Here is a 25741-nt window from a genome sequence, read left to right as displayed (position 1 = left end):
CTCTTTATGAATCACGGGGAAATAAAAGCGTTTCAACGTCCGGTCGATGCGGGCGGATGCGGCACCTTGCTGGAAGGCTTCGCGCCGCCTATACCGAAGATTGCGCGCACGCGTTCGCCACCTGCGAATGCAAGCGATGCAAGCAGCAAGAAACCCCACGCGCAGTCACCGAAGAATTGCGACACGCCGAGCAGATTGAACAGGCTCGACAGAAACTGCAAGACGGTCGCGGCAAGAAACACGCAGACTATACGTCCATAGCCGCCAGCGGGATTCACGCCGCCCATGACCGCGATGAGGATTGCGATCAGCAAATACGAATTGCCGTAATCCCATTTCGCGCTCGACGTATGCGTCGCGCTGATGAGTCCGGCAAGCGATGCAAGCACGCCGCAAAGACCATACGTGACGATCAGCATGCGCGTGCGCGGAATGCCCGCATAAAACGCGGCCTTCGGATTCGTGCCCATGAGATACAGCCGCAGACCGAACGGCGTGCGCTTCAATATCCAACCGAGCAACAAGACGGCGGCGACGAAAATCCACAACGATATGGGTACTTGCAGGAAGGTGCCGTTACCGATGTTGGAAAGCGGATCGACATATTCCACCCGCACCGAAGCACCGTTACTCAGCACCACCGCGATACCCGTGAATAGCAGTTGCGTGCCGAGCGTGCAGAGAATGGGCGTGAGTCTCAGCTTCGCGATCACCACGCCATTTAGGATACCGCCAAGCGCACCCATTGCCACGACGATGCATACGAACACGCCGGTATAGAGCGCCGGTGAATCGTCGCCCGAGACCATTTGCGGCAGCAACATTGCCGCGACCATGCCGGACAGATTCGCGAGCCCCACTCCGGACAGGTCGATCCCGCCATTGCCCGACACCATCGACAGCATGATGCCGAGTGCGAGCAGCCCGAGTTCGGGCAACTGTCCGCCCATCGACTGAAGATTGTCGATGTCGAGAAACTGTCCTTTGGAAAGCCATGTCGCGATGATCACGACCAGCAAGTTCACGCCGACCAGAAAGTTCAGCTGGCGATCGGCGAGCCACTTCGATCCCTTCATCGCACCTCGCTCCTTTCGCCGAGCACAGCGTTGATTTCATCGAGACGCGGCATCGACGGAGCGGTGCCCGCGCGCGTCACCGAAAGGCTCGCCAGCGCGCAACCGAAGCGCACGGCAGCCAGCGCCGAATCGCCGCGTGCAAGCGCCGCTGCGAAGCCGCCTGTGAAGCCATCGCCCGCGCCTGCGGTCTCGACTACACGGCCGCAGTCGAAGGCCCGCACGAGTTCGGATTTGCCGCCCGAAGTATGCAGCAATGCGCCCTTTTCTCCGAGCGTGACGATCACCGCACGCGCGCCCTTCTTGAGCAAGACATCCGCTGCGCGGCGAGCGTCATCGACCGATTCGATCGCCACGCCCGTGAGCGCGGTTGCTTCCGTTTCATTGGGCGTGATGTAGTCGCAGAGCGGATAGATGTCGTCGGTGAGCGGAAGCGCCGGCGCGGGATTGAACACCGTTGTCACGCCATGCTTGCGCGCGAGTTCGAGACCACGACGCGCAGCGGGCAGCGGCTGTTCGAGTTGTGTGACGAACACGGATGCACGCGCGATATCCGCTTCGATCGCTTCGACGTCTTCGGGTCCAAGCGTGCCCGCAGCGCCGGCCGCCACGATGATCGCGTTGCCGCCCGTGTTTTCGTCGACGTAAATATGCGCGGCACCCGTGGCGATGTCGTCCAGCACGGTCGCACGCGATGCGATGCCTTCAGCCGCCCACGTTGCCTGTGCGATTTGGCCGAACGCGTCGTTGCCAATGCGCGTGCAGAAGATCACGTCGGCGCCCGCACGCGCGGCCGCCACGGCTTGATTTGAGCCCTTGCCACCCGGACCCATTGCAAACGCCGAGCCTGCCACGGTTTCGCCAAGCAAGGGCATGCGTTGTGCACGGAACGCGAGGTCGGTGACGTAGATGCCGAGAATGACCACGCTCATCGCGCTTCTCCTTCAGACGCGTCGGCGGCGAGCTGCACGCCCTTCTTGAAGATGAAGCAGCCATAACCGCGCGCTTCGCCCGTGGCTATCACGCAATACGCATTCTTGGCGCGTTCGTAGAACGCAAAACGTTCGATCGGCGCGAAAGCCTGTGCACGCCCTTTTGCGTCGTCCACTTCGCGTTGCGCCTCGCGTTGCACAGCAGGCAAAGTAGTTGCATTGCCAACTACTTCCATGCGGCCTGCCGGATCTTCGACGAACGTATCGAGCGGCAACACCGAAAGCACGGCACGCACCGCACGCGGCGCGCTCGCGCCATCCATGCGCAGCACCTTGCCTAACACCGTTTTCCGGGCCACCGAGTCAGCGGGAAAATGAGCGTCGCAGATCACCACTTCGTCGCCATGTCCCATCGCGGCAAGCGCGTACAGGATGTCGGCATTCAATAGTGGATCGATATTCTTCAGCACAGCGTCTCCTCCATGCATGGGCGCGCTTCGTCCCGAAGTCTTCGCCCTTCAATTCTCACATGCGTACCGTCGATCAATCGCCGTACGGCACCCAGATATTCTTCACCTGCACGGCCTGCCGCAAGAACGGCAAGCCTTCGCTCGATGCATCGTGCCAGTCGAACACGCGACCGTTATCGACGAACGTGCGTTTCAGATTACCCACCGACTCACGTTCGGCCAGCGTCGAAAGGGCCGCGCCGTGGAAGCACCAGAGCGCGTCGACATCGTCGTGCTGCGCGAGCGTTTGAGCTAGCGAGCGTACATCGCCCGTGACGATATTGAGCGCACCGCCTGGCACATCCGACGTTTCCGCGATCTGATAGAAGTCCGTCGCCATCAGCGGACACGTCTCGCTCGGCACCGCGACCACGCGATTACCCAGCGCAAGCGCAGGCGCCACCAGCGACACAAAGCCGAGCAACGGCGCTTCGTCGGGACACACCACGCCGATCACGCCGAGCGCTTCGTGCATGGCGAGCGCCACACCGTGCAAAGGCGGCGCATGCACCGCACCGTCGAATTTGTCGGACCATGCCGCATACGTAAAGAAACGCGCAATGGATGCTTCGACTTCGCGCTTCGCATCGCGTTCGCTGGACCCGGCACGCGTGACGAGTTGCCTTGCGAACTCATCGGCGCGCGCACTGAGATTCTCGGCCATGTAATACAGCACCTGCGCGCGATTATGCGCGCTTGCGGCCGTCCACTTCGTCATGCTGCGCGCAGCGGCCACCGCGTTGCGAATGTCCTTGCGATTGCCCTCGCCCACTTCGCCGACAATCTCGCCCGACGGCGAACGCACGAGCCGCGAATAGCCGCTATCGGGCCGCGCTTGCTTGCCGCCGATAAAGAGCTTCGCCGTGCGGTCGATGGTGCTGACATTGCCCGTATCGAGCAACGCATCGGGCTGTGCCGGTGTTGCCTTCGTTTCACCGCGAACCGGCAGCTTCGCCCAGGCACGCGGTTTCAGGTATTCATAGACGCCTTCGCGTCCACCTTCGCGGCCAAAGCCCGACTCGCGATATCCGCCGAAGCCCACGGCTGCGTCGAAGAGATTGGTTGCATTGATCCACACGACGCCGCATTGCAGGCGCGGCGCAACGTCCAGCGCGCGGCTGATGTTCTCGCTCCACACGCTGGCCGCGAGACCATAGCGCGTGTTGTTGGCCAGTGCGACGGCTTCCTCGGGCGTGCGAAAACTCATCGTCACGAGCACCGGACCGAAGATCTCCTCCTGTGCAAGCGTGCTTGCAGGCGCCACGTTGGTCACGAGCGTCGGCGGAAAAAACGCGCCGCCTTCGGGCAACGTGAGACGCGACGGCTGGAAGATGGCGCAGCCTTCGCTTTCGCCCTTGGCGACGAGCGAACGAATACGTTCGAGTTGCACGTCATCGACGATAGCGCTCATGTCGATGCCTTTATCGAGCGACGTCCCGACCCGCAGCGTCTCCATGCGGCGCTTGAGCTTGTCGACGAAAGCCGCTTCGATGCCTTCCTGCACGAGCAAACGCGAACCCGCGCAGCACACTTGTCCTTGATTGAACCAGATGGCGTCGACCACGCCTTCGACCGCGCTATCGAGATCGGCATCGTCGAATACGATGAAGGGCGACTTGCCGCCCAGTTCGAGCGTGAGCGATTTTCCCGAGCCCGCCGTCGTCGCGCGAATCTGCCGACCCACTTCGGTCGATCCCGTGAACGCAATCTTCGCGACACGTGGATGCTCGACGAGCGCCGCACCCGTGCGGCCATCGCCCGTCACGACATTGAGCACGCCTGCCGGCAAGCCCGCGCGATGCGCCAGTTCGGCGAAGAGCAACGCGGTAAGCGGCGTGTATTCGGCCGGCTTGAGCACCACGCAATTGCCGAGCGCGATAGCAGGCGCGATCTTCCAAGAAAGCATCAGCAGCGGAAAATTCCACGGCACGATTTGCCCGATGACACCGAGCGGCGCCCAGTCGGCGAACTCGCGATCCTGCAACTGCGCCCAACCCGCGTGATGCAGAAAATGCCTTGAAACAAGGGGGATATCGATGTCGCGCGACTCGCGAATCGGCTTGCCGTTGTCCAGCGATTCGAGCACGGCGAAGAGCCGCGCATGTCGCTGCACCATGCGCGAAAGCGCATAGAGATGCCGCGCGCGTCCCGCACCGCCAATCGCTTGCCAGCCTTCGAGCGCGGCTTGCGCGGCTGCCACGGCAGCCGCAACATCGGCATCGGTGCCTTGCGCGATGGATGCAAGTACTCGCCCTGTCGCCGGCTCGCGCGATTCGAAACGCTCGGCGTTGTCGTCATCGCGCCATGCGCCGTTGATGAAATGACCGAAACGGCCGGCGTGTTGATCGAGCCACGCGCGCACGGCGCGATCGTCTTCCGGTGCGGGTCCGTATTCCATCGAAGAAAAATATTCGGCTACGCTCATGAGGGCTGTGTGTTGGATGCGTGATGCGTGATTCAGGCGACGGGATGGCGATTGAACGACGAATACCGTCCGCTCACGTGATGTTCGAGTTGCCGCTCGATATCGGCGAGAAGGCTCGACGCGCCGATGCGGAACAACTCCGGTTCGAGCCATTCACGCCCGAGTTCTTCCTTCATGAGGATCTGATATTCGAGCGCGGTCTTGGCCGTCGAAACGCCGCCCGCAGGCTTGAAGCCGATGGCAACGCCGGTGCGCGCCAGATATTCGCGGATCATGCGCACCATGACGAGCGAGACGTCGAGCGTGGCGTTGACGCTTTCCTTCCCCGTCGATGTCTTGATGAAATCCGCGCCGGCCATCATGCAGATCATCGATGCCTTGGCGATGTTCGACAGCGTGCGGATGTCGCCCGTGCCGAGAATCGCCTTGACGTGCGCATTGCCGCAAGCGGCGCGGAAGTCGCGCATCTCGTCGTAGAGCGCCTTCCAGTTACCGGTCAACACGTACTCGCGGGTGACGACGATATCGATCTCTGCTGCGCCGTCCTTCACCGAGGCCTCTATCTCGCGCAACTTGAGTTCGTGCGGATTGAGACCAGCGGGAAAACCCGTGGAGACGGCCGCGACCGGAATGCCGCTCCCTTCGAGCGCGTTCACGGCGGCTTTGACATAGCGGTGATACACGCAAACCGCGCCTGTCCTGATCGATCCAGGCGTCATGCCGAGCGCTTCGAGCAAATCGTCTCGCACCGGGCGACGCGCCTTTGCGCAAAGACGTTCGACGCGCGCGGTGGTGTCGTCGCCGCTCAACGTGGTGAGGTCGATGCAGGTGATCGCCTTGAGCAGCCACGCGGCCTGTGCGTCCTTCTTGACCGCGCGACGCGTGCCAAGCGTGGACGCGCGGCGCAGCACGGCGGACTGATTCACGCGCAGGCCATCGAGCCATGAGAGGTCGAAGGGCACGCCAGGATTACGATCGCTCACATGCCCGGCTTGGACTTTCCCGGGCCACGCGACGACGGACTTCGTTGCAGTTTCCAGCATGAGATCGGGGTGCTGCGGTCTTGTGCGACGCACAACACGTTTTGATAGATTGATCTCATTCTAAATCACGTTTGTGAAGATCGTAACATAGGGAAAGTTCGGAGGCGCTATGGGAGGATTTAGGGCATGGGGCTTGCGGACGGTTTGCTTCCTTATACGCTGGAGTCCCCATGCATATCATTTGCCACATGATGTCCTCGCTCGATGGCCGCAGCCTTACCGACGGCTGGCATCTCGACTTTGCATCGCCGTGTTATGAAGAAACCGCCGCGACCTTCAAGGCCGATGCCTGGGCGTGCGGTCGCGTCACCATGCAAGAAATCTCGCACGGCAAGGACAAAGATTATCCGCGTGGCCTCGCCAAAGATCCTATCGAACGCACGGACCATTTCGCCAAACGCGACGCAAGCCAGTACGCAATTTCAATCGACCCTAAGGGCCGCGTGACGTGGAAGACGAACACGGCACTCGATTCACATATCGTCGAAGTGCTCGCGGAAGATGTCGATGACGACTACCTCGCCTATCTGCAATCCATCGGCGCGTCCTACGTGTTCGGCGGAAAGAAGGATATCGAGCTCGCGCGCGTCGTGGAAACGCTTGAGCGCGAGTTGAAGATTGGCACGTTGATAGTCGAAGGCGGCGGGCATGTATCGGGCGCGTTCGTCAATGCGCAACTCGTCGATGAAGTCAGCGTGCTGATCGTGCCGCTCGTCGACGGCCGCGAGGCGCATCCCTCTTCATTCGAAGTGGCGACGGACAAATGGCAAAAGCCCGCTTATCTCAAGCTCGATTCGGCGAGGACGCTCGATAACGACATGGTGTGGCTGCGTTATAAGCGCAAGGACTAGGCTAACGCATCCACGCGCGCGAGGAACGCCAGCAATTCGCCGACAATCGCTTCGGGCGCATCTTCCTGCATGAGATGCCCCGAGCACGCCACTCGGGTGAACCGCGCGCCCGGAATGCGCGAAGCCAATTCGACGCCGCGTTTCGCTGGAATCCACTGGTCTTCCTCGCCCCAAAGAACCGTCACGGGGCAACGCAAATCGCCAAAGCGTGCTTCGATTTCATCGGTATAACGCTGGTCCATCTGCGCGATCTGTCTGTAGAAAGCCGCCTGTCCGGGTTCGCCGATCCACGGCCGCGTGTAGATGCGCAGCACGTCTTCCGAAAGCGGCCGATGCGCCGCGCCTTGCACATAAGCATCGACCGTGGCGCGGTGTATGTAGGGCGGCACGCCCGCGAACGCACTCTCATGCTCACGAACGTGCAGCACGAAGGGCGATCCCCACGGCGACAGCGCGACAGGGTCGATCAGCATCAAGGAACGATAAACGGAGCCGTTCAGTAACGCGGCCCGCAACGAAGTGGCGCCACCGAAGTCGTGCGCGAGCACGTCGGGCAACGCGCCCTTCCAGTCACGCTTCCAGTGATCGAGCAATGCCGCGAGCACGCGATTCTGCACGCCGAGCGATACGTCCTGCCCCTCGCGCTTGTCCGACTCGCCGTATCCCAGAAGATCGAAGTAATGCACGCGATGCGTCCGCGCCATCACCGGCGCAATCCGCCGCCATACCTGCGATGAGAACGGCGTGCCGTGCACCATCACGAGCGGCGCGCCCTCGCCTATCGCGCCATAACGGATAGCCTGACCTTCGAAGTCGAAAACCTGATCGAGCGGCAATGCGCCCGCTGATGAATCGCTCATGGCTCGCTGTCTGCGTTGGATGTGGTCCGACAGCATAAACCACGAACGCGAAATCGGCCGCAACTCTGTTTGCAACTCGTTTTGATGATACGAGTCGCGGCCGGTTGCCTTGCTTAACGCAGATTCGTGCGCGCCAGCTCGACGATTTCGTCGCCACGGCCGCTCAAAATAGCACGCAGCATGTAGAGACTGAAGCCCTTCGCTTGCGATAGCTCGATGGTTGGCGGCATCGCCAATTCATGCTTGGCGGTGACGACATCGACGAGCGCGGGGCCGTCGTGCGCGAAGGCATCGCGCAATGCGCCTTCCAGTTGCTCCGACTCTTCCACGCGCACCGACCATATGCCCGCGCCCTTCGCAATCTGCGAGAAGTCGGTCTTGCTGAGATCGACATTGGTGTCGAGATAACCGCCCGCCTTGAGCTCCATCGACACGAAGCCGAGCAAGCTGTTATTGAACACGACGACCTTGATCGGCAGCTTCAACTGAATGGCGCTCAAGAGATCGCCTAGCAGCATGGACAAACCGCCATCGCCCGACAGTGAGACCACTTGCCGTTGCGGATGCGCGGCTTGCACGCCGAGCGACTGCGGCATTGCGTTCGCCATGGAACCGTGATTGAACGAGCCATGCAACTGACGCTTGCCATTCATCGTGAGGTAGCGCGCGGCCCACAACGTGGGCGTGCCGACATCGACGGTAAAGATGGCATCCTCGGCGGCGATGTCATCGACCAGCTTCGTGAGATATTGCGGATGAATCGGACGGCCAGGCGCGGAAGGTGTCGCGTAGTGATCGAGATCCTTGCGTGCATCTGCATAGTGCTTGAGCGCGTTGTCGAGGAAGCGTCGTTCCGTCTTGCGCGTGAGCTTGGGCAAGAGCGCCGTGAGCGTCTCCTTGATGGTGCCGACGATACCCATGTCGAGCGGCGTGCGCTTGCCGAGCTGCGCCCCGCGCCAGTCTATCTGCACGACCTTCGCGTGCGGCGGATAGAACGGCCGATAAGGGAAGTCGCAACCGAGCAGCACGAGCGTATCGCAGGACATCATGGCGTGATAGCCCGAGCTGAAGCCGATCAAGCCCGTCATGCCGACATCGAACGGATTGTCGTATTCGATGAATTGCTTGCCGCGCAACGCATGCACGACCGGCGCTCCGAGTGTATCGGCAAGCGCGACCACTTCGTCGTGCGAGCCCGCCACACCGCTGCCGCACATGATGGTCACGGCTTCGCAGCCGTTGAGCATGGCCGCGAGTGTGTCGAGTTGCGATTCGGCTGGAACGATTGCGCTCGGTTCGCTTGCGGTCCACCGTGGTTCGACTCCGGGTCCGTCGCTCAAGGCAACATCGCCCGGCAGCACGATTACCGCGACGCCGCGTTGATCGAGCGCCGCGCGCATCGCACGTTCGAGCACGCGCGGGAACTGCGATGCGTTCGACACCAGTTCGACGAAGTGACTGCATTCCTTGAAGAGCTCTTGCGGATGCGTTTCCTGAAAGTATCCGAGGCCGATTTCCGTCGATGGAATATGCGCGGCAATGGCCAGCACGGGCTGTTGGTTACGATGACAGTCGTAAAGCCCGTTGATGAGATGCAGATTGCCGGGACCGCAACTGCCCGCGCAGACGGCGAGCTTGCCGGAAGAAGCTGCGTCCGCGCCCGCGGCAAAGGCCGCGGCTTCTTCGTGGCGAGTATGCATCCAACGGATAGACCCGACTTTATCGAGGCTGTAGGCAAGCCCGTTGAGGCTGTCGCCCGTCACGCCCCAGATGCGTTCGACGCCCGCAGCGGCAAGCGTCTTTGCCAGATAATCGGCGATGGTGCTTTTGGCCATGTTCACTCCAATGACATACAGGGTTCGTTGGACGGTTGCACGTGTACTTAGACAGAAGAAATATCACAGTGCACGCTGACGCGTCGTAAACCGTGCTGTCATACCAAGGGGCCGGTCCGAAGACCAGGCCCCTGGTGAAGCGTTTTCCAAGGTCGTCGAGCGTTATTTCATCGACATCAGATGCGGCAGAAACTGCGGAATATGCGGGAAGAAAATGATCAGCAGTAAGTCGATCACGAGCGCGAGAATGAAAGGCAGAATCGCACGCGTCGCCTTTTCGACCGATACACCACCAATGGACGCCGCCGTGAAGAGGCAGAAGCCAATAGGTGGAAGATTGATGCCGATAGCCGAATTGATCAGCACGATCACGCCGAATACGACGGGATCGATATGCATCTGCACGACGAGCGGCAGGAACACCGGGATTATCACCGCGATACTCGAAATGGTTTCGAGCACCGTATGCGCCGCGATCAGAAACAGGTTGATGAGAATGAGCAGGATGATCGCGCTCGTCGTGATCGCAAGGAAACTGTTCGCCACATGCAAGGGAATTTGCGCTTCGATCAGATACCGGCCGAGCACGAAGGCAAGACCCAACAGGAACGACACGCGCGTCGTGTTCACCGACGTCTTGACGAGAATCTCCTTGAAATGCGAGAGCTTCAAGGTGCGGAAGATGAACGCGCTCACCAGCGTGACGTACACCGCCGCAACCACGCCTGCCTCGACCGGCGTGAAGATGCCGCCAAGGATGCCGCCCAGAATGATGATCGGCGTGAGCAAGGCCCAGAATGCTTCGCGAAACGTAGTCCACAACTTGCGTGCGCTGAACGGCTCGACCGCGCTGTAGTCGTTGCGCACGGCGGTCACGTAGTTCACGATCATGAACGAAGCGACCACTAGGAGCATCGGCAAGATACCGGCAATAAACATTGTGCCTACCGATACATTCGCCGTGTAAGCATAGACGAGCATGCTCATCGATACCGGCGAAAGCAGCCCGAGCGATCCCGCCGCCGATTGCAATGCCACCGCGAACGCACGCGAATAGCCCTTCTTCACCATGCCCGGAATCATCACGGAGCCGATCGCCGCCGTATCCGCCGTGGCCGATCCCGAGAGGTCCGCGAAGAACATGCTCGCGACAATCGTGACCTGTCCGATACCGCCACGCATGAAGCCGACGAGCGCTTGCGAAAACTCGATGATGCGTCGCGAAACGCCGCCCGAATCCATGATCGCGCCCGTGAGCATGAAGAACGGAATCGCGAGCAGACCCACGTTATTGAGGTTCGAGAAGAGCTGTTGCGGAATGACGAGCAGCGGCGTGCCATTGATCGACAACGCCAGCGTCGCCGCGATACCAATACAGATGGCCACCGGTACACCGAGGCCGAGCAGCCCCGCGCCTAGAGCGATTGCCCACATGATGTCTTTATCCTAGAGATGGTCGGACACGCCTTCGATCAAAGCGGCGTTGGTCTGCGTCTGCGGCGCGAGGTGCGACACGACGATGCGCACCAGCGAATGAAACACGAGCAACGCGCCGCACACGGGAATGGAAAGATACGGATAGACCATCGAGATGGGAATCGATGCGGCTGTCTCCGTGCCCATCAACGCGAGCATGTCCGAGCCATACGCGACGAACACGGCGCCGAGCGCGAGAATCGCGCAGTCCGTGAAGTCCTTGAGCAAGGGCGCGATCGCCGCCGGCACGCGATCGGCCAGCACGCGCACTTCGGGATGTGCGCGCAACTTGACGCCTGCCGCCGCACCCAGGCACGTGAGCCAGACGAAGAGATACGCCGCAGCTTCGTCGGACCACGAAAGCGAGTCGTGCAGCACGAAGCGGAACACGACCCCGAGACCGGCGACGATCACCGCTGCCAGCAAGAGGCAACTGCTGACGAACAGGTTCAGCTTCAGAACCATGTCGTCGATGAACATCAAGCCACGCGCGAGCTTTTCCATACGGGTTTCCTCCGGCACTTCCGGTGACAAAGGTGTCATTTGGATGCCACGGACGAGGCCTGCTTGGCCGCGTTCATCTCGGCGTAGAGCGCGGCGCCATCCGGAATCTTCGCAACGAGTTCGTCACGCGCGGACTTCGTGGCTTCGGCCCACGGCGCAGTGTCGACCATCGTCACTTGAATGCCCTTGGCCTTCATCGTCGCGAGTGCAGCGTCGTATTCGCGCTTGTACTCCTTCAGGTCGAAATCGGCGGCGACCGCGGCTGACTCTTGAAAAGCCTTCTGGTCAGCAGGCGACAGCTTGGTCCAGGCGCTCTTGCTCATCGCGAGCACGACGGGCAGGTAGTTCACGTGCGTCACATAGAAATGCTTGGCGACGTCGGAGAACTTGTCCTGCACGAATTGCTCGGGCGATGTGTCCGCGCCATCGACGAGGCCTTGCGACAGCGCGAGGAACAGCTGGTTATAGGCGAGCGGCGTGGGGTTCGCGCCGAGCGCCTTATAGCCCGCGATATAGCCGGGGCTTTGCATCACGCGCACCTTCAGGTCCTTCATGTCGGCAAGCGACGTGACCGGACGCTTGGTCGTGAAGAGATTGCGTTCGCCGACAGCAAGCCACGTGAGACCGACCATGTTGACCGGCTGCATCATGTCGAGGTACTTGCGGCCGACGGGTCCTTGCAGCACCTTGTTCGCCTCATCCATGCTGCTGAAGAGATAAGGCATGTCGAAAATCTGCCATTGCTTGATCGTATTGTCGATCGGCGCTTGCGCGGAGATCATGAGTTCCTGCGTGCCGGTGCGCAACGCCTGCGCCATCTGCACTTCGCCCCCGAGTTGCGATTGGGGAAAGAGCTGAATCTCGACATGGCCATGCGTGCGTTGCGCGACTTCCTTGGCGAAGACCTGCGCGGTCAGTTGATAGTGATTGTCCGGTGCGAGCGTATGCCCAAGCTTCATCACGACCTTGTCTTGCGCCATCGCACTGCCTGTTGCGGCGACGCACAATGCGGCGAGCACGGCGCTCATCGTCACGCGCAACGAGCGATGCGCCTTGAAAAGCGAATTCATGTTGTCTCCTTCCCACGTTCTTTCACGATATGGACACCGCCTTCTGCCTCTTCTTATGCCTCATGTGTCGTGCATGTCGAAGAGCGACGGGTTGACGCAAGTATTTGTGATCGCGTCAACGGTGCGTTAGGACCAGGCTCCAGATTTCTTGTACTTTTTAACGCTGGTTTCCATGCAAACGCGACGTGACGCTAAAAAGTCCAAAAGATCGCGCGAACCGTCCTACCGCGTGAACCAAGCGCATCTTTAAAGTGACTTCCACGTTGACGGTGTGTCGCTCGCAAGCGATACGCCGTGTTTACCCCACCTAATACACTGGTTCGTCAACATGGCCAAACGCCCGCACATGGACTGTTATGCAATCGGCGATACCGCCGATTTCGCAAAGACCGTATCCGAATACGACATCTATGGATTTGCCGGGATAGTCGGCGACTTTTACGCCGTGCATCTGAACGAAGAGTTCGCCAAGACCACGCGCTTCGAGAAGCGCATTGCGCAAGGCTGTCTCTCGGTCGGCTTTCTTTCGACAGTCATGGGCCATATGGCGGCGAAGGCGCCGAGTCCGGGCGCGGTGTCGTATCGCTATGACATCACGTTCAATGCGCCGGTGTTTATAGGCGATACGGTCACTGCGCGTCTCACGCTCGAAGAGAAGGATGAAGAGCGCAACGTGTGCGTATTCGTCGCCGATGTCACGCGGCAAGACGGCGTGGTCGTGGCATCGGGCAAGACTTACCTCAAGGTGCTGTGACACGATGCTGATGAACACCTCGCCCGTCATAGCGGAACAGCACGGCGCGCTGCGTCTCCTGACGCTCAACCGCGCCGATAAACTCAATGCCTTCACGCCGGAAATGCTCGCGGCGCTCGAAGCAGGACTCGACGATGCACTCGCCGACGATGCAACGCGCGTTATCGCCATCACGGGTAGCGGTCCCAAGGCCTTCGCTGCCGGCAACGATATCGAGCGACTGGTCACGCTCGACAGCGCGGGCGCGTATCGTGACATGGTAGCCGGGCAGCGCGCGTTGTTGCGCCTGCATGAAAGCGCCAAGCCGACCATCGCAATGGTCAATGGCTTCGCGCTAGGCGGCGGTTTCGAATTGGCGCTTGCCTGCGACTTCGTGATTGCATCGACGAAAGCGAGCTTCGGGTTTCCCGAGATCACGCTCAATACCATGCCAGGCTGGGGTGGCACGCAACTCGCCGTCGCCAAGATGGGGCTCGCCTGCGCCAAGCGATTCGTGTTGAGCGGGCGGCGTCATACGGCTCAGGAATGCGCGTCGTTCGGCTTTCTGCACGAGATCGTCGAACACGATGCATTGTTCGATACAGTGCGCGAGTTCGCCGAAACACTCGCCGTCTACGACCCCTTCGCAATGGAAATGGCGAAGCGCGCGCTCAATCGCGCGAACGAAATGCCCTTGTCCGCAGGACTCGACTTTGAAGCAGCGCAATACGCGGTGAATTTCACGAGTGAAGGCGCGCGCGCGGGCTTGAGGCAGTTCATGGAAAAGCGCCTTGCACGGCGCGCCTCGACCGTGACGGTGACTGAATGAGCACGATACATCGTTTGCCTCACTGGCTCGGCGAAGAGCACGCCATGATTCGTGAAGCCGTTCGCCGCTTTGCCGACAAAGAGATTGCACCGCATTCCGAGGAGCTCTGGGAGCAAGAAGCCTTTCCCTACGATATCTGGCGTCAAGCCGGCGAGCTTGGCTTCACCGGCCTGCCTTATGCGGAGCAATGGGGCGGTGGCGGTGGCGACTGGCTTTCGTTTGTCATCGTGCTAGAAGAACTGGCGCGCGTGGATTGCGCGGTCGCGAACGCCTTGATGGCCAATTCGACTGTCGCGAGTCTCTTGTCGAACTACGGCACCTCGACGCAAAAGGACCTTTATTTAAGGCCTATTCTCGAAGGCCGCCAGATCGGTTCGATCGGTTTGTCCGAGCCCGATGCGGGATCGGATGCGGCCAACATCGCCACACGTGCGCGCTTCGATGGCGAGCGCTGGGTCATCGATGGCGCGAAGACTTTCATCAGCAACTCGGGCACTGAACTCGGCGGGCCGGTGGTAATCGCGGCTGTGACCGGTACGCGTGCCGATGGCAAGAAAGAGATTTCGAACTTCATCGTGCCTTCGGACACTACTGGCTATCAAACGGGCCGCAAGCTGCGCAAGATCGGCTGGCGCGCTTCGATCACGCACGAGTTGTTCTTCGAAAACTGCGCGATTCCCGCAGAGAATTTGCTTGGTGAACGCGGCGCGGGTTTGCGTCAGACGCTCGCGCAGATCAGCACAGGCCGCATTTTAATCGGCGCGCTTGCGCTCGGCATCTTGCAAGGCTCGCTCGAACGGTCCGTCGAATACATGAAGACGCGCCGCGCGTTCGGCCGCGCGATAGCGGAGTTTCAAGGCCTGCAATTCAAGGTCGCCGACATGGCGACGCACGCGCATGCCGCACGTCTCATGCTTTACGACGCCGCCACATTGAAGGACAGCGGCGCGCCGTTCGACATGCAGGCATCGCAAGCCAAGCTCTTCGCCTCGGAACAGGCGATGCACGCAGCGCATCAGGCTTTGCAGATACACGGCGGTTACGGCGTGATGGCGGAGTATCCGGTAGCGCGCGCATTCGGCGACGCCAAGGTGCTCGAGATCGTCGAAGGGACATCCGAAATACAACGCATGATCATCGCGCGTGCGGCGCTTGCCTGATAACGCGCGGACGAAGGGGGAGTTTATGCTGGAAGGCATCAAGGTACTGAGTTTCACCCACTTTCTGCAAGGGCCCGCCGCCGTGCAGATGCTCGCCGATGTCGGTGCTGACGTCATCAAGATCGAGCCACCGGGTGGCGCGTTCGAGCGAAGCTGGACCGGCGCGGACGCTTTCGTCGAAGGCGTGAGCGTGTTCTTTCTGCTGGGCAATCGCAATCAGCGCAGCATCTCGCTCGACTTGCGTGAGGAAGCCGCGCGTGAAATCGTGTGGCGTCTGATCCGCGAAGCCGACGTATTGATAGAGAACTACCGCCCCGGTGTGCTCGACAAGATGGGCTTCGGCTATGCGCAAGTGCACGAGGTCAACCCGCGTCTCGTGTATTGCTCGTGCACGGGTTATGGATCGTCGGGTCCCTATCTCAAGCGCCCGGGACAAGACCTGCTATTACAAGCGATGAGCGGCATGACCATGCTTTCAGGTGAAGCCGATTCGCCGCCGACGCCTGTAGGCTCCGCTATTGTCGATCAACATGCAGCGGTGCTGGCAGCGTTTGGCGTGGTTGCTGCACTTCAGTCGCGCGAACGCACGGGTGTGGGTACGCGTGTCGAGAGCAATTTGCTGAACGCGGCACTGGATTTGCAGATCGAGCCTTTCACGTACTACATGAACAAGGGACCGCTCTGGCAGCGCACCCAGCCGCCAACGGGCAGCCGCTTTCATCCTGCGCCCTATGGCGTCTATAAAACGCTCGACGGTTATATCGCGATCTCGCTTACACCGACGCAGAAGCTCTCCAATGCGCTCGATGTCCCCGCGCTCGCCGAGTTCACGCATCCGAAAGACAACGTGCGGCGTCGCGATGAAATCAATCGACTGGTCTATGACGCGTTGACCAGGCGCACGACAGAAACATGGATGCGCGTCTTCGAGGAGCACGATATCTGGTTCGCGCCGGTCAACGACTACGAGCAGGTCGAGGTCGACCCTCAAGTCGCGCATAACCAGATGATCATGTCGTTCGAACACGAAGAGGCGGGACCGATACGCGTACTTGCGCATCCGGTGCGCTATGACGGCGAGGCGCCGCCCATGCGACGGCATCCGCCGCGACAGGGCGAGCACACACGTGAGGTGCTGGCCGAACTGGGTTATGACACTACGCGGATCGACGAACTGGTCGATGCCGGCATCGCGCTGACTTCGAGGAGAAATGCATGAGCGCCCAACTACACGCTGCTCCCGCAGCACCCGAACTGCTGCGCTTCGACGATGTGGAAATCGGCCGCTCGCAGGTGGACGTCCACACCGTGGTCGAATCGGCGGTCAATGCGTTCGGTCATCTGTCGGGCGATCTGAATCCCCTGCACATGGAGCAAGCGTTTGCGGAGCGCTCACCGTTCGGAAGACGCGTCGTGCACGGCCTGTTGACGGCCTCGCTCGTCTCGGCCGCACACACGCGACTGACCGGTCCGGGCTTCGCTTATGTCGGACAAGAACTGCGTTTTCTGGGGCCAGTGTTCATCGACGACACCATCACCATCAACGTGACCGTGGTGGAGAAGAAGGACGCCAAGCGAATTCTCGTGATGGACACCATGGTTCGCAATCAACGCGGCAAGGTCGTGCTGAGCGGGCTTTCCGCGCTAAAAGAACTCAAGTTCGAATGAGACGCGTCGGGGAATCCGCCAGTTACGGGCGGCGCAAGCATTCGTTAGACTTCGATGCAGCGCCGCGAAAACGAGCGCAGCACGAATGAAGCGCCGCCCGCAGGAGACGAAAGTTGAGTACCGCATGTGGTTGCCACGTTCCGGTCATCAAGATCGAGAACTACGAATATGGCGCGCACGTCAAGTCGATGGACTTCCACTTTGCGCCGCTCGAAGTCATGAAGTCGACACTGCCTTATCCGCATCGGCATGACTTCTATCACATCGCCTGGGTGGTGACGGGCACGGGTCATCATGTCATCGACTCGGTGCGTTACGAGGTGCGTCCGCAGTCGCTGTTTTTCATGGCACCAGGCCAGATACACGATTTCGTTTTATCCCCCGATACGGTCGGCTGGTCGATCAGCTTCTCATCCGAGTTCTTTTCGTTTCGCGTGCAGAACCGGCATTCGGAAACCGAAGTGCCGGTGCACGACTTCGATCAGCTTGCCGCAGCGGTCTATCTGAACGACGCGCAAGCGCATGAAATGATGCGTCTCATCGACGGCATGATGGACGAGTATCGCTCGGAACTGCACGGCCATCAGGATGCAATCTGGGCTTATCTGCGTATCTTTTTGCTCAAGGCCGCGCGCATGAGCAGCGCGGCGGCGGTCACGGAGTCGGGCACGTCGCGTAACGTGTTGTTGTCGCGCCGCTTCAAGAGCCTTCTGGAGAAGCATTTTCGCTCGATGAACGATGCCGCCGACTATGCGCGTCTGCTCAACGTGACCGAGCGCGCGCTCAACGAAGCTACGCGCGCGGCGCTCGGCAGCACGGCTGCAAAGCTGATACGCGAACGCGTCATGCTCGAAGCCAAGCGCTTGCTGCTGCATTCCGAAGTGAACGTCGCGGAGATCGCATCGCAACTCTCTTTCGACGACCCCGCTTATTTCAGCCGGTGCTTTCGCAAGCACACAGGCCGCTCACCGATCGACTATCGCCGCAGCCTCGACAAGTTGCATATTTGAACGCGCATTCGGTATTCCATGCAGAAATGTCCAACAGATCCCGCGTTTCATCCTAACGTCGCGTGAGCATGGGTTTTAAAATCGACGTGCGTGTTCAACGTATTCTGCAACCCACTTGCATGAGACAAGCGCGATGCATTAAGCGCGTCCGCTCTCGTCCACAGGAGACAAAGTGTCGAACGCTACAACCCCGCTTTCCGATATCTATTCACTCACGCAGGACCAGACACGGCTCTTTCGCGAAACGCTCGACCGCACGGCTGTAAAAGTCGCGGCCGATGAATTGAGTTTCGGTGTCGAGTTTCCGCAAGTCACGGGTCCCGATGGCGAATGGGTGCGTCTGCCCGCTTCGCTATCCGCCGGCTATGACGGCGACGCCTGGAGTCACGGCAACTGGTTCTGTGGCTTCTGGGTAGGCCTTTTGCTCACGTCGCATCTTCATACCGGCGACGCGAAATTTCTCGAATGGGCGCGTGCGCGCATGCTGCTGGTCGAACAACGCGCGGACGATCCGAACACGCATGACATCGGCTTCATCTTCGACAGCAGCGCGGTGCCCGGCCATCACATCACGGGCGATGCACGCTTTGCCGATATCGCGTTGAAGGCGGCGGACAAACTGCGCGCCCGCCTCGTCACCACGCGCGATGGCGCTTATCTCGCGTCATGGGGACCGCTCGCCGATCCGCGCGGCAGAAGTGCATCCGCAATCGATACGATGGCCAATCTCTCGCTGCTCTACTGGGCGGCGAATCATGCCGATGACGGCAGCTATCGGCATGCAGCGGACGCGCATGCCGCGATGACTGCACGCGCCTTCGTGCGTCCCGACGACTCGACGTATCACGCCGTCGAATACGATCTCGAAACGGGCGCGCGCAAACGTGGCTACACTTTTCAAGGCGCATTCGACGAGTCTGCATGGAGCCGCGGTCAGGCCTGGGCGATCTACGGGTATGCGAATTCCGCGCGCGAAACGGGCAAGCTCGCGTACATTGAACTCGCCGAGCGTCTGGCCGAATACTATCTGCGCCGTCTCGATGGCCGTCAGATTCCCCCTTGGGACTTCGACGCAACCGGCAGCGATGCCGACATCAAGGACACGGCCGCCGCCGCTATCGTCGCATCGGCTTTGCTCGAACTGGCGCGCATTCATCCATCGGCGGATGCCGCGGCAAAATGGAGCCGTCACGGAGTCGCGATGCTCGAAGCGTTGTGCCGCGATGAGTTCACCAAGGACGGCGAACACGGCCTGCTGCACAACTCCTGCTATTCGAAGCCGCACAACATTGGCGTGGATGGCGCGACCATGTTCGGCGACTTCTTCTTTGTCGAAGCCTTGTGTCGTGTCGTGCATCCGGGCAAGCTGCGCCCGCTCGACGCACCGCGCATTCCTCTAGCGTAAAGAACAATGCCGGCGACATACGCATGTCGCCGGCATTCGTTCAGCCCTTGCGGACGGCGTCGGGCAGATCGCGTCCGTGGAACTTCTTGTAGATCGCGTTGAGGTTGCCGTTCTTCTGGTTCGTGCTGACCCACTTGTCCACCCACTCTTTCAGAGCCGGTTGATCCTTGTTCATCGCAATGCCGAGATCGAAGTTCTTCTGTTCGAACTTGAGTTCGATATTGCGTGCGGGCGCACGTTTCTGCATTTCCTGAAGGTTCGACGGCGTGCTGGAGAAGATGTCGATCTGACCCGCGACCATCGACGTGATGAGCGTGGCGTCGTCTTCATAGCGCTGAATTTGCGCGCCCTTCGCTTGCTGCGTCGTCAGCGTGTCGTTGACCGTTGCACGCGTGAGCCCGATGGTCTTGCCATCTAGGTCCGCATAGTCCTTCACCTTGATGCTCTTAAGCCCACCCACGATGATGGTGATCACCGCATAGGGAATCGAGAAATCGACGACCTTTGCGCGCTCCGGCGTGATCGACAAGTCGGCGATCACGAGGTCGGCGCGCTTTGCCTGCAAGGTCGGAATGCGCGCGGCGTTAGTGATCTGCACGAGTTCGAGCTTGACGCCGAGATCTTTTGCGAGCGCGGCGGCGGTATCGACATCCGAGCCTGCGGGCTTGAGGTTCTCGTCGGCGTAGCTGAAGAGCGGCGTGCCCATTGCGATGGCAACGCGCACGACGCCGGCCTTCTTGATGTCATCGAGCTGATCGGCCATTGCGCTGTGAATGGCGCCTGCCATCATCAATGCCGCCACGCATGCGCGTGCAATGTGTTTCTGTGCTTTCAAGTGATGTCTCCGTCTTCTTGGATTGAAAAAATGCCGTTCAAAGGCCGTTGTTCAAAAACGCTCGCAATTCGGGCGTGCGTGGCGCATCGAGCATGCTGCCATCGCCCACTTCCCACACCTTGCCCTGATGCATATAGATGATGCGGTCCGCCACGCGCTTGGCGAACGCCATTTCATGCGTGACTAGCAGCATGGTCATGCCATCGGCCGCGAGGTCTTCCATGACACGCAGCACTTCTCCCGTGAGTTGCGGATCGAGCGCGGAGGTCACTTCGTCGAACAACATGACCTTGGGATTCATCGCGAGCGATCGTGCGATCGCCACGCGTTGCTGTTGTCCGCCCGACAATTGCTCGGGATAGGCATCGGCCTTCTGTCCAAGCCCGACTTGTTCGAGCACGTTGAGCGCGACGCGTCTCGCTTCGTCACGCGATAACTTCTTCACGTGCCGCAATGCGAGCATGATGTTTTCTTCGACCGTTAGGTGGGGAAAGAGGTTATAGCTTTGAAACACGATGCCGACTTCGCGCCTCAAGAGATGCAGATCCACCTTCGGATCGTCCACGCGAATGCCGCATACCTCTATCTGCCCTTGGTCGATGGTTTCCAACCGGTCGATACAGCGTAACGCCGTGCTCTTGCCGGAACCGCTCGCACCGATCACGGCGATCATCTCGCCCTTGTTGACATCGAACGAGACGCCTTTCAGCACCTGATTGGAGCCGAAGCTCTTGTAGACCTCGTCGACCTTAACGATTGCTGACATTGAGCTTATTCTCCATCGATTGGCTCCAGCGCGAAAGCGGATAGCACAGGACGAAATAGAAAGCGCCGACCAGTCCGAAGATGAGGAACGGCTGAAAGATCGAGTTGTTGATGATCTGCCCTGCGCGCGTGAGTTCGATAAAGCCGATCACGGAGGCGAGCGAAGTCATCTTGATGATCTGCACGAGAAAGCCGACCGTGGGCGGCAAGGCGAGCCGCATCGCCTGCGGGATGATGACGAGCCTCAGACTCTGCCAGCGCGACAGCGACAGGCACTCGGCGGCTTCCCATTGCGGCTTGGGCATGGCTTCGACGCAGCCGCGCCAGATGTCGCCGAGATACGCGCTCGAATAAACCATCAGCGCAAGACCCGCCGCAACGAGCGCGGGTACCTGATAGCCATACACGGATAACCCGAAGTACACGATGAACAGCAGGATCAGCAACGGAATGCCCTGAATCGCCTCGATAAACACGATGGCTGTGCGCGCGAGCCAGAGGCGCGGCGAGATGCGCGCCAGCATGACGAGGAATCCACCGATACCGCCGAGCACGAACGCAAGCATGGAGAGCACCAGCGTCCAGCCGATCGATTGCACGAGGTACACAAAATGCGATGCCGTGAATCCGCCGCTCATGCCGCACCTCCGGGAATGACGGTATCGATGCGCGGGGAGTCCGGCGGCGTCTTGCCCGCGCGTTTTGCGGCAAGACGGATGGCGCGGCGCCGCTTGAACAGATGCTCACCGACAGCCCATGCAATGAGCTTAATGATGAGCGACAGCCCGAGATAGAGCAGCGCGACGACGATATAGGTTTCGAGCGAGCGGAAGGTATCCGACTGCACGGTGTTGGCAACGGCGGTCAGTTCCTCGGCGGAGATTTGCGAAGCGATTGCCGAGGCTTGCATCATCAACAGGAACTGGCTCGTGAGCGCCGGATAGACCTTCTCGATAGAGGGCTGCAACATCACGTTCCAGCCGATGCGCCAGCGCGAAAGACCCAGGCACTCTGCTGCTTCGATCTGCCCGCGTGGCACCGATTCCAGACCCGCGCGAATGATCTCGGCGGCATAAGCGCCGATGTTGATGGTCATGGCGAGCGCAGCCGCAGCAAAGGTCGGCATGCGCAAGCCTATACTCGCCAGCCCGAAATACAGCAGGAAGATCTGCACGAGAAACGGCGTGTTGCGCACCGCCTCGATATAGATGATGCAGAGGCGCGTCAGCACCGGCACCTTCGCGCGCTTGGCAAATGCCACGAGCATGCCGAGGATAAGGCCAAAGAACACCGCCACGCACGTCATCTTGAGCGTGAGCCACGCGCCTAAAAGGAACGTCGGCCAGTACGGCAACAACGGAGCAAAGTCGAGAGAGAACATGGCGGTCGTGCCTCAGTTCGAAGGAGCGAGTCAGACACTTCTGGATGTATGACGACTGACTACGCGAGTTCGGCATTCTTCATGCCACATGCATTACACCGGATCGAAAGGACCCGTCACCGTGAACACGCCGCCCTGATACACCGCAACTGGATCGGTCGGTGCGGGCGCCGGCGTGGCTTCGACCTTGTCGCGAAACCGCTCGGACGAGTCGCGCGGCTCGAAGCCGAGTACCGACGCGTCACGGTTGTCCCACCAGGTATGCGCATTTGCCGACATGCCGAAAACGATCGTGTGTCCGACGTCCGGAGTGAACAGCGCGCGGCGCAGCAGATCATGGAAGTCGTCGTAGCTCATCCAGCTCGCCATCATGCGGCGGTCCTTGGCCTCGGGAAAAACGGAGCCGATGCGGATACTCACCGTCTCGATGCCATAGCGGTCGAAGTACAACTGCGCCATGTCCTCGCCGAACGACTTCGACAAGCCGTAGTAGCCATCGGGACGCTTGCGCGCGCTGGCATCGATTCGTTCGTCTTGCCGATAAAAGCCTGTGACGTGATTCGAGCTGGCGAATACGATGCGCTTTACGCCGTTGAGCCGCGCCGCTTCGTAGAGGTTGAAGACGCCCTTGATGTTGGCTTCGAGGATCTCTTCGAACGGACGCTCCACCGATACGCCGCCGAGATGGACAATGGCGTCGCAATCGGCGGCGAGTGCATCGACTGCTTGACGGTCTGCCAGATCGCACGGCGCGATTTCTTCGTGAGGCGCTGCATCGCCCGACAATACGCCGGGCAGATCCGACACTCGCACATGCTCTGCAAACTCCGCGACACGATGCCGAATGGCTTTACCGATACCGCCCGCCGCACCCGTGAGCAGCAAGCGGTCGAAGCGCAATTCGGGTTCGAGGGTGCCCTGCAACGGCAATGCGTCCGTCTGTGATTCCATGAGTTTTGTCTCCTGCGTGCAATGCTAGGGATTACCCTGCGCGCATTTCTTGTACGTTGTCATATCACTCTATGCCGCATATCATCATTTGCAGAATGATTTGTCAACGTGTTGAAAGACCGATTCCCAGAACCTCTGGAAAACACTAAGAGAGCGCTGTGACACTAACGCCCGAACCTTCCGTCGACGTGTTCAATGTATCCGCATCCATGGATGTCGCCGCCCCTTCTCACGGCACACGCCGCAGTCTGACCACACAGCTCGTCGATGCACTGCGCGCACAGATCGACGCGCGGGAATTGCGAGCAGGTTGCCGAATCGCGACCGAGGCGGAGATGGTGCAACGCTTCGGCGTGAGCCGCACCGTGGTGCGCGAGGCGTTATCGCGACTGCAGGCCGCGGGCCTCGTCGAGACGCGTCATGGCATCGGTACGTTCGTGTGCGAAGCGAGTACCTCGTCGCTATTGCAGCTCGATCCCGCCGACGTCGCCGGCTCCATGGATGCACTCGCGATCCTCGAATTGCGTATCAGTCTGGAAACCGAATCGGCGGGCCTTGCTGCCATGCGTTGCGATGCCGGCAGACTAGCGACCATGCGCGCGGCGCTCGCGGAGTTTGCGCGCGGCGTGGGTCAGGAAGATGGCACCGTATCGCCGGACTTTCGCTTTCATCTAGAAATCGCGCATGCCACGGGAAATCGCTATTTCGTCGAGATCATGGAGCATCTTGGTTTAAGGATGTTTCCAAGGACACGGCTAACCGCGACCGCCATTCCACACGACCATTACGCCGATTATCTGGTTCGCGTGAATCGCGAGCACGAGCAGATTGCCGATGCGATCGAACGCGGCGATGCGGACTCGGCGCGCACGGCAATGCGCTTGCACTTGATCAACAGCAGGGAGAGATTGCGAAGAGCTCAGGCCACGGCGTGAATCCAGCCGCAAAATTGAAAAGGGCCGCCGAATATTCAGGCGGCCCTTAAGCGTTTTACCTTGCCAGATTCGGCTCGGCATCGACTTCGTCGTGCGGATCGATACTCTCAAGCGCCGGGTCGTGATGCAGCAGCAATACCGCCGCGACGCCCACCATCCCCGCGCCGGCCAGGCAAAGCAGACCTGCACCAAAGCCGCCCGTGCTGTCCTTGATCCAGCCCATTGCATACGGCCCGAAGAAGCCCGCGAGATTGCCAAGCGAGTTGATTGCGGCAATACCGCCAGCCGCCGCCGCGCCCGAAAGGAACGAAGCGGGCAAGGTCCAGATAATCGGCAGACAGCCGAAAATACCGAAGCCGGCGATGGAAAGCGCAATCATCTTTGCTACCGGATTATCCAGGCCAGCTGAAGCCGCGATACCGCCTGCCGCTACCATCAATGCAATGGCCACGTGCCAGCGACGCTCGAGCTTGCGGTCCGAGTGGCGACCCCACAGCACCATGCTGATCACACCGACCGCGTAAGGCATGGCCGTGACAAAGCCAGTCTGCAAATTCGTCAAGCCGAATGCCTTGACGATCTGCGGCAAGAAGAAGCTCAAGCCGTAATTGGTTGCGTTGGCGCCGAAGTAAATCAAGGCAATGGCAAGCACGCGCGGATTAAAGATCGCTTCCTTCACGCTAAACGCATGAACCGACTCGCGATGCGCGCGCTCATGCGCCTGACGTTCGACGAGCCACTTGCGCTCGTCTTCAGCGAGCCAATGAGCGTCGGAGGGCTTGTCGGTCAGATAGAAGAACACCACGAATGCAAGCACCAATGCGGGCAGCGCTTCGATCAGGTAAAGCCATTGCCAGCCTTGCATGCCGGCCAAGCCATCCATTTGCAGCAAGGCGCCGGAAATGGGTCCGCCGATCACGGTCGAAAGCGGAATCGCGGCCATGAAGTAGCCCACCACTCGCCCGCGATACTTAGCCGGAAACCAAAGCGTTAGCAGGAAAATAATGCCGGGGAAAAAGCCCGCTTCGGCGATGCCAAGCAAAATGCGCAAGCCATAGAACACATAAGCGTTCGACAAGCCCGTTGCTTGAGCGATGTGCGGAATCCACGCCATCAAGGCCGCAAGAATGCCCCACGTGAACATGATGCGCGCGATCCAGCGGCGTGCGCCGAAACGTTCAAGCAGCAGGTTGGAAGGGACCTCGAAGAAAAAATAGGCAATGAAAAAGATACCGGCGCCAAAGCCAAACATACTCGCCGAAAAGCCGAGCGCCTTGTTCATCTGCAAGGCGGCAAAACCGACATTGACGCGATCGAGGTAAGCGATGAAGTAACACAGAATCAGGAACGGCACGAGACGAAACATCACGCGCTTCATGGTGCGAGTTTCAAGCTCCATCTATGTCTCCTCCGAATTGAATAATCGGTAGTTGGCTGGCATACGTTGGGATACTCGCGCAGCCTACTCTTTAAGCGGAGACGACAGAAGTG

The 25741-nt window shown here is 60.1% G+C and carries 25 protein-coding genes; 9 read left to right on the top strand and 16 right to left on the bottom strand.

Annotated features, from left to right (window positions below):
- Positions 1–32: 32 nt before the first annotated feature.
- From QCE79_RS21685 to deoC, 5 genes are all read right to left on the bottom strand, one after another.
- Entirely contained in the window at positions 33–1076 is a 1044-nt protein-coding gene (locus QCE79_RS21685) for an ABC transporter permease (RefSeq protein ID WP_250527283.1), read from the bottom strand.
- Positions 1073–2005: a ribokinase gene (rbsK, locus tag QCE79_RS21680; protein WP_309847830.1), complete on the bottom strand. Its 933-nt coding sequence runs from the start codon at positions 2003–2005 to the stop codon at positions 1073–1075. The genes QCE79_RS21685 and rbsK overlap by 4 nt, the downstream gene beginning before the upstream one ends.
- Positions 2002–2475, bottom strand: coding sequence for an RbsD/FucU family protein (locus QCE79_RS21675; protein WP_309847828.1), 474 nt, complete (start codon positions 2473–2475; stop codon positions 2002–2004). The genes rbsK and QCE79_RS21675 overlap by 4 nt, the downstream gene beginning before the upstream one ends.
- A 73-nt stretch (positions 2476–2548) precedes the next feature.
- Positions 2549–4939, bottom strand: coding sequence for an aldehyde dehydrogenase family protein (locus tag QCE79_RS21670; RefSeq protein WP_309847825.1), 2391 nt, complete (start codon positions 4937–4939; stop codon positions 2549–2551).
- A 32-nt stretch (positions 4940–4971) separates the two neighbouring features.
- A complete protein-coding gene (gene deoC, locus QCE79_RS21665; protein WP_250468009.1) occupies positions 4972–5982 on the bottom strand; it encodes a deoxyribose-phosphate aldolase in 1011 nt (336 codons plus the stop codon).
- A 170-nt stretch (positions 5983–6152) separates the two neighbouring features.
- Between deoC and QCE79_RS21660 the strand changes: the two genes are divergently transcribed.
- The gene (locus tag QCE79_RS21660) at positions 6153–6833 is read left to right on the top strand and encodes a dihydrofolate reductase family protein (protein WP_250468008.1); all 681 of its coding nucleotides are present in this window, start codon (positions 6153–6155) and stop codon (positions 6831–6833) included.
- Here QCE79_RS21660 and QCE79_RS21655 read toward each other — a convergent pair.
- The 5 genes from QCE79_RS21655 to QCE79_RS21635 all read right to left on the bottom strand — a co-directional run bounded on the left by QCE79_RS21655 (position 6830) and on the right by QCE79_RS21635 (position 12578).
- The gene (locus tag QCE79_RS21655) at positions 6830–7693 is read right to left on the bottom strand and encodes an alpha/beta hydrolase (protein WP_309847821.1); all 864 of its coding nucleotides are present in this window, start codon (positions 7691–7693) and stop codon (positions 6830–6832) included. The genes QCE79_RS21660 and QCE79_RS21655 overlap by 4 nt on opposite strands.
- 113 nt (positions 7694–7806) lie before the next feature.
- Positions 7807–9528 (bottom strand): ubiquinone-dependent pyruvate dehydrogenase, encoded by a 1722-nt coding sequence (gene poxB, locus QCE79_RS21650; RefSeq protein WP_250510572.1) that lies wholly within the window; start codon positions 9526–9528, stop codon positions 7807–7809.
- 162 nt (positions 9529–9690) lie between these two features.
- Complete coding sequence (locus tag QCE79_RS21645) at positions 9691–10962, bottom strand: TRAP transporter large permease (protein WP_244831359.1); 1272 nt, start codon at positions 10960–10962, stop codon at positions 9691–9693.
- A gap of 12 nt (positions 10963–10974) precedes the next feature.
- Positions 10975–11547 carry a TRAP transporter small permease gene (locus tag QCE79_RS21640; protein ID WP_244831358.1) on the bottom strand — a complete coding sequence of 191 codons (573 nt, stop codon included), beginning with the start codon at positions 11545–11547 and terminating at the stop codon, positions 10975–10977.
- Positions 11544–12578 (bottom strand): TRAP transporter substrate-binding protein, encoded by a 1035-nt coding sequence (locus QCE79_RS21635; protein ID WP_244831357.1) that lies wholly within the window; start codon positions 12576–12578, stop codon positions 11544–11546. The genes QCE79_RS21640 and QCE79_RS21635 overlap by 4 nt, the downstream gene beginning before the upstream one ends.
- 328 nt (positions 12579–12906) lie before the next feature.
- On the opposite strand from QCE79_RS21635, the gene QCE79_RS21630 reads away from it, so the two are divergent.
- The 7 genes from QCE79_RS21630 (at position 12907) to QCE79_RS21600 (ending at position 19383) form a co-directional block, all read left to right on the top strand.
- The gene (locus QCE79_RS21630) at positions 12907–13332 is read left to right on the top strand and encodes a MaoC family dehydratase (protein ID WP_244831356.1); all 426 of its coding nucleotides are present in this window, start codon (positions 12907–12909) and stop codon (positions 13330–13332) included.
- Between the two features lie 4 nt (positions 13333–13336).
- Positions 13337–14140, top strand: coding sequence for an enoyl-CoA hydratase/isomerase family protein (locus tag QCE79_RS21625; RefSeq protein ID WP_244831355.1), 804 nt, complete (start codon positions 13337–13339; stop codon positions 14138–14140).
- Positions 14137–15300: an acyl-CoA dehydrogenase family protein gene (locus QCE79_RS21620; protein WP_250527277.1), complete on the top strand. Its 1164-nt coding sequence runs from the start codon at positions 14137–14139 to the stop codon at positions 15298–15300. Before QCE79_RS21625 ends, QCE79_RS21620 begins: the two co-directional genes overlap by 4 nt.
- Positions 15301–15325: 25 nt before the next feature.
- Positions 15326–16519, top strand: a complete 1194-nt coding sequence (locus QCE79_RS21615) for a CaiB/BaiF CoA-transferase family protein (RefSeq protein ID WP_250510570.1) — start codon at positions 15326–15328, stop codon at positions 16517–16519.
- Positions 16516–16968: a MaoC family dehydratase gene (locus tag QCE79_RS21610; protein ID WP_244831352.1), complete on the top strand. Its 453-nt coding sequence runs from the start codon at positions 16516–16518 to the stop codon at positions 16966–16968. Before QCE79_RS21615 ends, QCE79_RS21610 begins: the two co-directional genes overlap by 4 nt.
- Before the next feature lie 113 nt (positions 16969–17081).
- Positions 17082–17978, top strand: coding sequence for a helix-turn-helix domain-containing protein (locus QCE79_RS21605; RefSeq protein ID WP_244831351.1), 897 nt, complete (start codon positions 17082–17084; stop codon positions 17976–17978).
- 172 nt (positions 17979–18150) lie between these two features.
- Entirely contained in the window at positions 18151–19383 is a 1233-nt protein-coding gene (locus QCE79_RS21600) for a glycoside hydrolase family 88 protein (protein ID WP_250468003.1), read from the top strand.
- Positions 19384–19423: 40 nt separating this feature from the next.
- On the opposite strand, the gene QCE79_RS21595 is transcribed toward QCE79_RS21600, so the two are convergent.
- The 5 genes from QCE79_RS21595 to QCE79_RS21575 form a co-directional block, all read right to left on the bottom strand.
- On the bottom strand, positions 19424–20218 hold the full coding sequence (locus tag QCE79_RS21595) for a transporter substrate-binding domain-containing protein (RefSeq protein ID WP_244831349.1): 795 nt from the start codon (positions 20216–20218) through the stop codon (positions 19424–19426).
- A gap of 37 nt (positions 20219–20255) precedes the next feature.
- A complete protein-coding gene (locus QCE79_RS21590) occupies positions 20256–20984 on the bottom strand; it encodes an amino acid ABC transporter ATP-binding protein (protein ID WP_244831348.1) in 729 nt (242 codons plus the stop codon).
- The gene (locus QCE79_RS21585) at positions 20968–21621 is read right to left on the bottom strand and encodes an amino acid ABC transporter permease (RefSeq protein ID WP_244831347.1); all 654 of its coding nucleotides are present in this window, start codon (positions 21619–21621) and stop codon (positions 20968–20970) included. The genes QCE79_RS21590 and QCE79_RS21585 overlap by 17 nt, the downstream gene beginning before the upstream one ends.
- On the bottom strand, positions 21618–22364 hold the full coding sequence (locus QCE79_RS21580; protein ID WP_250468002.1) for an amino acid ABC transporter permease: 747 nt from the start codon (positions 22362–22364) through the stop codon (positions 21618–21620). The genes QCE79_RS21585 and QCE79_RS21580 overlap by 4 nt, the downstream gene beginning before the upstream one ends.
- 93 nt (positions 22365–22457) lie before the next feature.
- Positions 22458–23315: an NAD(P)-dependent oxidoreductase gene (locus tag QCE79_RS21575; RefSeq protein ID WP_250510568.1), complete on the bottom strand. Its 858-nt coding sequence runs from the start codon at positions 23313–23315 to the stop codon at positions 22458–22460.
- A 158-nt stretch (positions 23316–23473) separates the two neighbouring features.
- Here QCE79_RS21575 and QCE79_RS21570 point away from each other — a divergent pair, with 158 nt between their 5' ends.
- On the top strand, positions 23474–24250 hold the full coding sequence (locus tag QCE79_RS21570; protein ID WP_404989398.1) for a FadR/GntR family transcriptional regulator: 777 nt from the start codon (positions 23474–23476) through the stop codon (positions 24248–24250).
- 55 nt (positions 24251–24305) lie between these two features.
- Here the strand turns inward: QCE79_RS21570 and QCE79_RS21565 are convergent, their stop codons facing one another.
- Entirely contained in the window at positions 24306–25649 is a 1344-nt protein-coding gene (locus QCE79_RS21565) for an MFS transporter (RefSeq protein WP_244831343.1), read from the bottom strand.
- Positions 25650–25741: the final 92 nt, after the last annotated feature.

It is taken from the genome of Caballeronia sp. LZ003 (assembly GCF_031451465.1).
In the GTDB taxonomy this organism is placed as follows: domain Bacteria; phylum Pseudomonadota; class Gammaproteobacteria; order Burkholderiales; family Burkholderiaceae; genus Caballeronia.
Note: the sequence above shows the minus strand (reverse complement) of the source record. Positions and strands in the feature narration are given on the sequence as shown.